A 10,352-nucleotide genomic window follows, 5' to 3' on the forward strand; every position below is an offset into this window, starting at 1 on the left:
GGGTTTGCACCGCCTCCGCATTTTCGGATACCGAAAAACGGGGAGCACTGCTAGACTTTCCGCGAGCACCGTCGCCGTGGGCATGCGCCACCAACCCGCTACCGCGCAAACGCCTGCTCGCCCGCCCACATTTGCTTTTTTCTTTCTTCATCCACCCGCCCACCTCCCTTAGACCATCCGCACCGGCCCGAGCGCATGCCCCCTCATCCCACACCACTCCCCCTGCGCGGACAGCTGCTGGTCCGACTGGTGGTCGGGATTTGCGGCGCGGGGGGCTTGGGGTTGCTGACCTGGGCGCTGGCCCGCCAAAGCATGGACCCGGCCATGCGACTGGCCAGCGCGGGTGCCGGGCTGGCGCTGGTGGCCAGTGCGGTGCTGTGCTGGTGGCTGAGCCTCCGGTTGCTGGCGATGCATGCCACCGCCAGGGCCGCCCAGGATGCTGCGCAGCGGGCCACCAACCAGCTGTGCGCCACGCTGGACATCCTGCCCGACGGGCTGGCCATCTACGACGCTGACGACCGCTTGGTGCTGTGCAATCCCCGGTACCGGGAAGTCAGCCCCGGCACCACCATGGCCGTCGACTACGGCACCCGCTTTGAAGACGTGCTGCGCCGCGCTGCCGAATCCGGCCACATCGTGGCTGCGCGGCAGGACACCAATGCCTGGCTGGCCGACCGCATGGCCCGCCATCGCTCGCCCGGCCAGCCCGAGGTGCAGGAGGTCGAGGGCGACCGCTGGATGCTCATCACCGAGCGACTGCAAGAGGGGGGCGGCATGGTGGTGCTGCGCGCCGACATCACGGACGCAGTGCACAAGGAACGCGCACTCAAGCAGGCCCTGCACGACGCCGAACGTGCCGAACGCAGCCTGCGCGAGGCCGTCAATGCCATGCCCGCCGGGCTGGACATCTATGACGAGCAAGACCGGCTGGTGCTGTGCAATGACCAGATGGCGCGCCTGCGTCCGCACCTGCCCGTGGCGGAGTCCCTGGGCAAGACGTATGAGGAACTGCTGCGCGAGGGCCTGCGCTACGGCATCCCCGAGGAGGCCAAAGACCAGGAAGAGCTCTGGCTGGCGCATGAGCTGGCCATCCGGGGCCATCGGCCCGGCCCCGAAGTGCGCCACTACCCCAACGGCACGTGGATGCACATGCACGAATGCCGCACCCCGTCCGGCATGACGGTGTGCGTGCGCCTGGACATCAGCGACCTGATCGAACAGCGCCAGAAGGTCGAGACCGCCCGACAGGAAAGCCAGCGCATGCGCCAGCTGCTGGAGCGCGCGGTGGAGGCCCTGCCCGTGGGCATCGAGATCTTCGACGAGCAGGACCGGCTGGTGCTCTACAACCAGCAGCTGTCCCGCATGTATCCGTACATCAACTATGCGGACCACCTGGGCAAGGGTTTTGTGGACATCCTGCGCTATTCGGTCTCGCGCGGCCTGATCCCTTCGGCCAAGGGGCGCGAGGAGGCATGGATCGCAGAGCGCCTGTCAGAGCACGGCAGCAGCACATCCACCCTGGTGCAGCTTCTGAGCGATGGCCGCTGGATCAACATCTACGAAACCCGCACTCCGGAGAACTACGTCGTGGCCGTGCGGCTGGACATCACCAACCTCATCGAGCAGCGCCAGGCCCTGGAGGCCGCGCAGCAGGCGGCGCAGCAGGCCCGCCAGCTGCTGCAGGACGCCGTGGAGTCACTGCCAGAAGGCTTTGCCCTGTTCGATGCAGAAGACAAGCTGGTGGTGTGCAACGCACAGTACCGGCGCCTGTACCCCATCTCGGCCCCCATGATCGTGCCCGGCAGCACGTTTGAACAGATCGCGCGCTACGGCGCCGAGCGCGGCCAGTACCCCGACGCCATTGGCAACGAAGAGGCCTGGCTCGCCCAGCGCATGGCAGACCACCGTGCGGCCAACCATGCCGTGCTGCAGCGCCTGCCCGAGGGCCGCTGGCTGCAGGCCGACGAGCGGCGCACCCCCCAGGGCGGCATCGCCGGTGTGCGCACCGACGTGACCCAACTGGTGCGCAAGGAGCAGGAACTGGCCGCTGCCAACGCCAAGCTGGCCCTTCTATCCACCACCGACGGTGTGACGGGCATTGGCAACCGCCGGCGCTTTGACGAGCGGCTGGCCACCGAATGGATGCGCTGCGGGCGGCACCAGCTGCCGCTGGCCGTGATCCTGATCGATATCGACCACTTCAAGCTCTACAACGACCACTACGGCCATCTGGCCGGTGACGAATGCCTGCGCCGCGTGGCGCAGCTGCTGCAGGGCACCATCCGCCGGGCCGACGAGGTGGCCGCACGCTACGGCGGCGAGGAGTTTGTGCTGCTGYTGCCCGATGTGCCCCTGCCCGAGGCAGTGACGGTGGCAGAGCGCTGYATGGCCAGCCTGCGCGAGGCGGCCCTGGCCCACCCCCGCTCCCCCACGGCGCCCTACATCACGCTCAGCATGGGCATTGCCAGCCTGGTGCCACGCCCCGGCACCAGTTCTGACACACTCGTGCACGCGGCCGATGCGGCTCTGTACCGCGCCAAGTATGGCGGCCGCAACCGCTTCGAGGTCTTCACGCCTGCGCAGTGACGGTGTTGCCAGCGGGGGTGGCGACGGCCTGAGCAGGTCCGCGCCGGGCCTTCCGGTTTTTGCACGCTTCACCTTCTTTGCAGGACGACGCTGATGAACATTTTGCTCACCGGCTCCACCGGTTTTGTGGGCCGCACCGTGGCTTCCGCACTCACCCGTGCAGGACACCAGGTGCACGGCGGCGTATCACCCCGGCACCGGTCACCCGGCGCCTTGCAGGTGCCCATGGACTTTGCGCGCGACACCTCGGCCCAGGCCTGGCTGCCGCGTCTGGCGGGTATCGATGCCGTGGTGAATGCTGTGGGGGTGCTGCGCGACAGCCGTGCGCGCCCCATCGACGCCGTGCACCAGCACACGCCCGCCGCGCTGTTTGATGCCTGCGCCCAGGCGGGTGTTCGGCGCGTGGTGCATGTCTCGGCCCTGGGCATTGAGGGCAGTGCCACCCGCTATGCCACCACCAAGCGCGCGGCAGACACGCACCTGCTGGCGCTGGCCCAACAAGGGGCATTGCACCCCGCCATCCTGCGCCCCAGTGTGGTGTTTGGCAAAGGCGGCGATAGCAGTGCGCTGTTCATGAACCTGGCGCGCCTGCCAGTGGCGCTGTTCCCCGGCCCCATGCTCACAGCGCGGGTGCAGCCCGTGTCGGTGCACGATCTGGCCGCCGCCATCGTTGCACTGCTGGGGCCCGCCATCTCCACGCAGGGCATTGTCGAGTGCGCTGGGCCGGAGGCCCTGACCATGGGCGACTTCATTGCCAGCCTGCGCCAGCAACTGGGCCATGGCAAAGCCCATGTGCTGCGCCTGCCCGACCCGCTCACCCAGCTGAGCGCTCGCCTCGGCGACGCAGTGCCCAGCGTGCCCTGGTGCACCGAAACCCTGACCATGCTGGGCAGCGACAACGTGGGCAACCCTGCGGTGTTCGAGCAGCTGCTGGGCCGCAAGGCGGTGCATTACAGCCAGCTGGTGGCGACCGCCTGGCGCTGACGTGCAACGTCTGTGCCCTCGTCACTGGGGCACGAAGTCCGACGGATACCGTAGCGAATCCACCAGCAGGTGCGACATGCGCATGCCCAGATTGATGCCGTGGGGCGGAATGGGCTGGGTGAACCACTTGTCGTACAGGCGGTGCAGCTCCCGCGTCTGGATGAGCCGCCGCAGCTCCGCATCGACCACGGCCTTGAGCGCAGGGTCGTTGCGCTCGAACGCCACCGCATAGGGCTCGATGGTCATGGGCTTGCCAATCACCTTCAGATCCTGCGGGCGGGCATGGCTGGCACGCAGGCCATAGAGCAGCACATCGTCCATCGCAAAGCCGTCCACCCTGCCATCCACCACCCAGCCAAAGCCCTCGGCATGGTCACGGGCGGGCTCGATCCGCAGGCGCACTGATTTGTTGGCAGCCTCGCGCGCCAGCGAATCGATGTTGGTGGTGCCCACCGTCGAAGCCACGGTCTTGCCGTCCAGGTCTTCGATACGCTCGAAGGGGCGCTGGCTTTGCACCACGATGCGTGATGACGCAATGAAGTGCGCAATGGTGAAAGCCACCCGCTGCCTGCGCGCAGCCGTGTTGGTGGTGGAGCCGCATTCCAGGTCCACATCGCCGCGCTCGATGGCCTCAAAGCGGTTGCCCGACGTGACCTGACGGTAGTCCACCCGCAGATCGCGCCGCTGCAGATGGCGACCGATGGCCTGTGCGATCTGCAGGCACACGTCCACGCTGTAGCCCAGGGGCACCCCATTGGCCACATAGGACATCGGCAGAGAAGATTCGCGGTGGCCGATGACCACTCTTCCCGTGGCCTGGATGCGCTGCAGCGTCTGGCCCGGAGGCTCCGCTGTGCGCGCCAAGGCGGGGCTTGGCACTTCCGCCTTCGCAGAGGTCGATAAACCCGCAGCGGTCCCCGTGTTCTGCGCGATGACTCCCGCCGTCGCACACGCAGCGCAGGCAGCAGCCAGCGCACGCACCATCCCAAACCTCGCGGGGTTCGCTTCACATGTCATGGCTTGCCTCTTCGAAGTTTTCGTGATGCCACCTGGGCAATGGCCTGTGCGCTGGCTGGCGTACCGGGGCGCAGCGGCACCAGGACTCTACAGCGCTATACCGCAGCCCGCGAAGCTGAAGGCCCAGTGGGGGGCAGGGCTTCCATGCCCGTGTTTCCGTACGCATGCCGCGCCAAGGCAGCCGCCAGCACCATGGACGGGTTGACCAGCGTCAGCCCCTCCAGCCGGGGGTGCTCTGACAGTGCGAGTGGAATTTCTGTGCAGCCCATGATGAGCGTGGAGACCCCATAGCGCTGCTGCAGCACCAGCGACACGGACTCGAACCTCTGGCGGGCCAGCGCGTAGTTGCCGGCCTTCACACCGTCGTAGATACCCTGCATCAGCTGGTCGCGCTCACGGGGTTCGGGCACAAAGCAGTCGATGTCGCGGTGCTCCAGTTCGCGCTGGTACAAGCCCGCCTCGTAGGCACCCTGCGTGGCCAACAGGCCCACGCCATGCACCTTGTGCAGCGCCAGGTCTGCAGCGACCTCTTGCACACCATGCAGCACCATCAACTGCGGAAAGCGCTSCTGCAGCMGGSCRTGCCAGGCATGCGCSGTGTTGCAGGCAATGGCCACCACGCGCGCGCCCAGGGCCGCCAGGCGGCCCGTGGCCTGCAGCATCGGGTCTGCAGGCTGGTGGGCCCCGGGGCGGGTGTCGTGCAAGGCCGCCGTGCGGTCGGGAATGGGCACCTGCGCCAGCCAATGCTCAGGGTAAGCCTGGTCGTGCACAGGGATGCCCAGCGCCGCCATGCGGTCAGTGCAGGCCTGCACAAACAGGCGCACAAAGTCGGCACCCGCAGCAGGCCCCATGCCCCCCAGAATGCCCACCACCTGCGGGGCCGGAGGGTGCGGGGTGGACGGCAACATGCTCACACCCATCACAGCGCAGGCTTGTCGCTCTGGGCCACAAGGTTGTCGCGCAGCTCCTTGCTCATGGGCAGGTTGAGGTTCTGGCCGCGCGGGGGCACTGGCGACATGAACCACTTGGTGTAGAGCTTGTCGAACTCGCCCGACTTCATCATCCCGCCGATCACGCCGTTGACCAGCGTCTGGAACTGCGGGTCGTCCTTGCGCAGCATGCAGGCATAGGGTTCGACCTGCAGCGAGTCGCCCACCACCACCCAGTCGGCGGGGTTGCGCGTGTTGCCCATCAATCCAAACAGCAGGATGTCGTCCATGGCGAAGGCCTCTGCACGGCCGGTGTCCACCAGCAGCAGCGAGTCCTCGTGGTCCTTGCCCAGCACGATGTCCATGTCCAGGTTGTTGTCGCGGTTGTACTTGCGGATCACCTGCGCGTTGGTGGTGCCSGWSGTGCTGGCCACCKTYTTCTTGGCGAGGTCGGCGTAGTTCTTGAYSYYCGAGGMCTTCTTSRYCAGCAGSCGSGTGCCGGTGTAGAAATAGTTGATGGCAAATTGCACATCCTTGCCGCGCGCSSTGTTGTTGGTGGTCGATCCGCACTCCAGGTCCACAGTGCCATTGGTCAGCAGCGGAATGCGGTTTTGCGAAGTCACGGCCTGCAGCTCCACCTTGATGGCAGGGTTGTTCAACCGTTTCTTCACCGCATCGACCACGGCGTTGGAGATGTCCACCGACATGCCCACCGGGTTGCCCGGGCCTGCCAGATAACTGAAGGGCACCGACGATTCGCGGTAGGCCAGCGTGATCTTGCCGGAGTCGGCAATCTTCTTGAGGGTGTCGGCACTGGCCACGGTACTGGCCAGCACACCGGCGACCACGAGGACAGCAGCGGTGACAGCGGAGAGCTTCATGGGAATCCCTTTGCAAAAAATCAGGTGAACAGACAGTCGGACAGACGAGAAAGCAAGATGCAGGGGCACTGTAAAAATTTGCGGCCGTCTTGAACAATTCATTTGCACGGGTCCACCATGATGAAAAGTTATGGCTCTGTTTCGGTGCACCTCCGCGCACCATCGTGGATCGTCCTGCCTTCTTTGCGGCCCTTGCATCGCGGCACCCCCGCCCCTCTCCCGCCGGACCATCCTGAAAACACCAGGTGCTGACCAGTGCATAACTTCCTGGCATGGCAAGGCACTGCTTTGGCATTGTTCAGCAGGTGCACTGCCGCCTACATTCGTTGTCATCTCCTCCAACCGTTTCACTCTCTCCGATGCAGGTATGTGTATTGGGCGCAGGCATCGTCGGCCTGGCCACGGCGTATGAACTTCAACAGCGCGGCCTGCAGGTCACGGTCATCGACCAGGCGCAGCCCGGCACGGGCGCCAGCGGTGGTAATGGCGCGCAACTGAGCTACAGCTATGTACAACCGCTGGCGGACGCCAGCATCTGGCGGCAGCTGCCCCGGCTGCTGCTCTCGCCCACCTCCCCACTCAAGCTGCGCCCGCAGTGGGATACCCACCAGTGGCGCTGGGGGCTGGAGTTTCTGCGCGCCTGCAACCGACCAACCTCTGAACGCAGCACCGCACAACTGCTGGCCCTTGCCACCCTGAGCCGCCATCATCTGGAAACCATGCTGCAGGCAGAGTCTCTGGACTGCAATTTCTCCAGCACCGGCAAGCTGGTGCTGTACGACACCGCAGCCGGCCTGGCCGCTGCCCAACGCCAGATGGACCTGCAGCGCCAGTGGGGCAGCGAACAGCAGGCGGTTTCGGCCCAGCGTTGCGTGGAGCTTGAGCCCGCGCTGCTGCACTACCAGCCGCGCATTGCCGGAGCCATCTACACCCCCAGTGAATGCGCTGCCGACTGCCTCCAGGTCTGCCAAGGCTTGCAGGCCGTGCTGGCCGCACGGGGGGTGCGCTTCATGCTGGGCGCCACGGTCCAAGGCTTTGTGCGCGAGGGATCCCGCATTGCTGCGGTGCAGACCAGTGCAGGAGCCATCGAGGCGCAACAGTTTGTGCTGGCCCTGGGCAGCCGCAGCCACCCGGCGGCGCAGACGCTGGGGTTGCGCTTGCCGGTATACCCCCTCAAGGGCTACAGCATCACGCTGGATACCAACCCCACACCATCGGCAGCGCCTCGCATCAATGTGACCGATGCTGCACGCAAGGTGGTGTTTGCGCGCATCGGCCAGCGCCTGCGGGTGGCGGGCATGGCCGAACTGGTGGGGCACGATGCACGCATACCTGCCGCGCGCATCCAGAGCCTGCGCGATGCCACCCGCGCCGTTTTCCCAACCTGCCATCAAGGCGGAGAGCTGCATGCCTGGACCGGCATGCGCCCCGCCACGCCCACCGGGCTGCCGATCGTAGGCCGTTGGGTGGGGGCACCGGACAACTTGCTGCTCAACACAGGCCATGGCTCTTTGGGGTTCACGCTAGCGTTCGGCACGGCGGCGCAGGTGGCCGAGCTGCTGGCGCCCGCCTGACTCTCCCGCACTCCCACGCTCTGCAGCCGCACAAGGCACCACCCGCCTCGGCAGGTGGCGCGTTCACTCCACCTCGGGCTGCAGGCCCACCGCTTCCAGCGTCTCAGCCACCGCCTGGCGCATGCATTGCGTCATGGCACTGGCCAGCAGTGAGCTGGGGCGGTTGACAGTACGCAGCGACTTGATGGGCACGGCAATATGCGGCGCCAGCGCCAGTACATCCACCTTGCTGCGGTCGGCCGACGCCGCGGTGCAGGCGTCCACCAGCGCCACCGCGTGACCATGGTGCGCCAGCGCCAGCGCCGCATGGTAGGTCTGCACCGTGAACGCCGTCTGYAGGCCCACGCCCGCCTCGCGGCACGCGTGGTTGACCACCGTGCCGATGGGGTCGCGCACATCCAGTCGCACCACCGGCGTGTCTGCCAGGTCGGCCAGATGCACCACACCGGCCGCCACCAGCACAGCACCCAGCATGCCCTTGGGCGCCACACACACCATGCGCCCATCGGCCAGATGCTCCTGCGTGAGCGCGGGGTGGGCGATGGCGCTGAACACAAAGCCCACATCCGCCTCCTGCAGCACCAGGGCCGAGACGATCTGGGGCGAGTGCAGCGCGTCGATGGTGACCTGCACATCTGGGTGCTTTTGCCTGAAGAACCGCAATGCGCGCGGCAGCACCTCGTAGCTCAGCGCCAGCACGCTCAGGATGTGCAACTCACCCTCACGTCGGTCGCTCTTGAGGCTGTTGGCCAGGCGCTGCACATCATCGAGCTGGGTGAACAGGCGCTCGATGTGCGGGTACAGGGTCTGTGCCTCGGTGGTGGGTACCAGCTTGCCCTTGAGCCGGTGGAACAGCGGAAAGCCCAGCTGCAGYTCGGCATGCGCCAGGATGCGGCTGACCGCAGGCTGCGTGACGTTGATGAGGCGGGCCGCCGCGCTCACGCTGCCGGTGAGCATGACGGCGTTGAAGACTTCTATGTGGCGAAGGCGCATATGCTGACGATGCAAGGAATGGGCCGCAAGCGCAATCCTTGCATGTACCCATTGCGAAATCGCGCACTCAAACCGCGCGCCTCGCACGCGCTTGCAGCTAAAGCGACATCGACGGCCGCAGCGCCATGGCCGCACGCCAGCGCAGCAAGTGCGGGTGCTGCTCGCCGGGCTTGTGCTTGACCACACGCGCAAAGTCCACCGCCACCGCCGCCGTGATGTCGGCCACGCTGAAGCGGTCAGTGGCAATGAATTCGCGGTCCGCCAGGCGCTCGTTGAGCAGATGAAAGAACTGTCCCACACGCACCAGCCCACGCTCGGCCAGGGCCGGGATTTGCGGGTAGTCCACCGCGCCGGGCAAGGCCCGGTTGGCCATGGCGGGCGCGCTGTTGCGCAGCGCCTCGGCAATGGCCTGCAGGCCCTCGAACTCCATGCGCCAGTTCCAGCTCGCAATCTCGGCCTTTTCTGCGGGCGTCTCGCCAAGCAGTGCGGGCTGCGGGTAGCGCGCCTCCACATAGGCCGTAATGGCCGCGTTGTCGGTCAGCAGCAAACCGTCTTCCGTGCGCAGCGCGGGCACCGTGCACTGCGGGTTGATCTGGCGATAGGCCTCGCCCAATTGTTCGCCATTGCGCAGGTCCACCTGCAAGGTGTCGTGGGCCACGCCCTTTTCTGCCAGCAGGATGCGCGCCCGGCGCGGGCTGGGGGCGGTGGAACAGTCGTATAGGGTGATCATGGAGACGCCTTGCAAAAACACTCAACGTGCGGGTAACGAAGCTGCCGCYGCCTCGATCTTGTCCTGCGTCTTGGTGTCAAAGTCGCTCGCGTCATGCCGCTCGCGCAACTGGCTGGCCAGATCACCCTGCACGCGGTTCACCTTGCGCCCGCGCTGCACTGCCGGGCGCTTGGCCACCTGTTCGGCCCAGCGCACCACATGCGTGTATTCGTGCACCTGCAAAAACTCGCCCGCGTTGTAGGCCTGCCCTTTCACCAACAAGCCGTACCAGGGCCAGATCGCGATGTCCGCTACCGTGTACTGATCGCCCGCCACGTATTCGGTCACGGCCAGTCGCTGGTTCAGCACATCCAGCTGGCGCTTGGCCTCCATCGCGTAGCGGTCAATCGCGTACTCGATCTTGACAGGCGCATAGGCATAAAAATGTCCGAACCCGCCACCCACAAACGGCGCACTGCCCATTTGCCAGAACAGCCAAGACAGGCATTCGGCCCGCGCCGCGCCGTCTTTGGGCAAGAAGGCGCTGCCGAACTTCTCGGCCAGGTACATCAGGATGGCGCCGGACTCGAACACCCGCACCGGGTTGGCCGGGTCGGTGCGGTCCAGCAGCGCGGGGATCTTGGAATTAGGGTTCACAGACACGAAGCCGCTACCAAAC

At 66.3% G+C, this 10,352-nt stretch carries 9 protein-coding genes; 3 read left to right on the forward strand and 6 right to left on the reverse strand.

The annotated features are described in order from the left end of the window. The first annotated feature begins 195 nt into the window (after positions 1-195). Complete coding sequence (locus AC04MI_RS20290; protein ID WP_436078059.1) at positions 196-2,586, forward strand: sensor domain-containing diguanylate cyclase; 2,391 nt, start codon at positions 196-198, stop codon at positions 2,584-2,586. Between the two features lie 93 nt (positions 2,587-2,679). Next, a complete protein-coding gene (locus AC04MI_RS20295; RefSeq protein ID WP_436078060.1) occupies positions 2,680-3,570 on the forward strand; it encodes an NAD-dependent epimerase/dehydratase family protein in 891 nt (296 codons plus the stop codon). 21 nt (positions 3,571-3,591) lie between these two features. Here the strand turns inward: AC04MI_RS20295 and AC04MI_RS20300 are convergent, their stop codons facing one another. From AC04MI_RS20300 to AC04MI_RS20310, 3 genes are all read right to left on the reverse strand, one after another. Continuing rightward, entirely contained in the window at positions 3,592-4,434 is an 843-nt protein-coding gene (locus AC04MI_RS20300; RefSeq protein WP_436078061.1) for an amino acid ABC transporter substrate-binding protein, read from the reverse strand. A gap of 248 nt (positions 4,435-4,682) precedes the next feature. Then, on the reverse strand, positions 4,683-5,495 hold the full coding sequence (locus AC04MI_RS20305; RefSeq protein WP_476498541.1) for an aspartate/glutamate racemase family protein: 813 nt from the start codon (positions 5,493-5,495) through the stop codon (positions 4,683-4,685). Between the two features lie 11 nt (positions 5,496-5,506). Continuing rightward, positions 5,507-6,397 (reverse strand): amino acid ABC transporter substrate-binding protein, encoded by an 891-nt coding sequence (locus AC04MI_RS20310; RefSeq protein WP_476498542.1) that lies wholly within the window; start codon positions 6,395-6,397, stop codon positions 5,507-5,509. Between the two features lie 359 nt (positions 6,398-6,756). On the opposite strand from AC04MI_RS20310, the gene AC04MI_RS20315 reads away from it, so the two are divergent. Continuing rightward, entirely contained in the window at positions 6,757-7,971 is a 1,215-nt protein-coding gene (locus AC04MI_RS20315) for a D-amino acid dehydrogenase (RefSeq protein ID WP_436078063.1), read from the forward strand. Between the two features lie 63 nt (positions 7,972-8,034). Here the strand turns inward: AC04MI_RS20315 and AC04MI_RS20320 are convergent, their stop codons facing one another. The 3 genes from AC04MI_RS20320 to yghU form a co-directional block, all read right to left on the reverse strand. Further along, positions 8,035-8,964: a LysR family transcriptional regulator gene (locus tag AC04MI_RS20320; protein ID WP_436078064.1), complete on the reverse strand. Its 930-nt coding sequence runs from the start codon at positions 8,962-8,964 to the stop codon at positions 8,035-8,037. Positions 8,965-9,061: 97 nt separating this feature from the next. After that, positions 9,062-9,694, reverse strand: coding sequence for a glutathione S-transferase family protein (locus AC04MI_RS20325; protein ID WP_436078065.1), 633 nt, complete (start codon positions 9,692-9,694; stop codon positions 9,062-9,064). Positions 9,695-9,715: 21 nt separating this feature from the next. Beyond that, the coding region (gene yghU / locus AC04MI_RS20330) for a glutathione-dependent disulfide-bond oxidoreductase (protein WP_476498543.1) at positions 9,716-10,352 on the reverse strand (637 nt) is incomplete at its 5' end.

This window comes from Acidovorax sp. LjRoot204 (assembly GCF_056175785.1).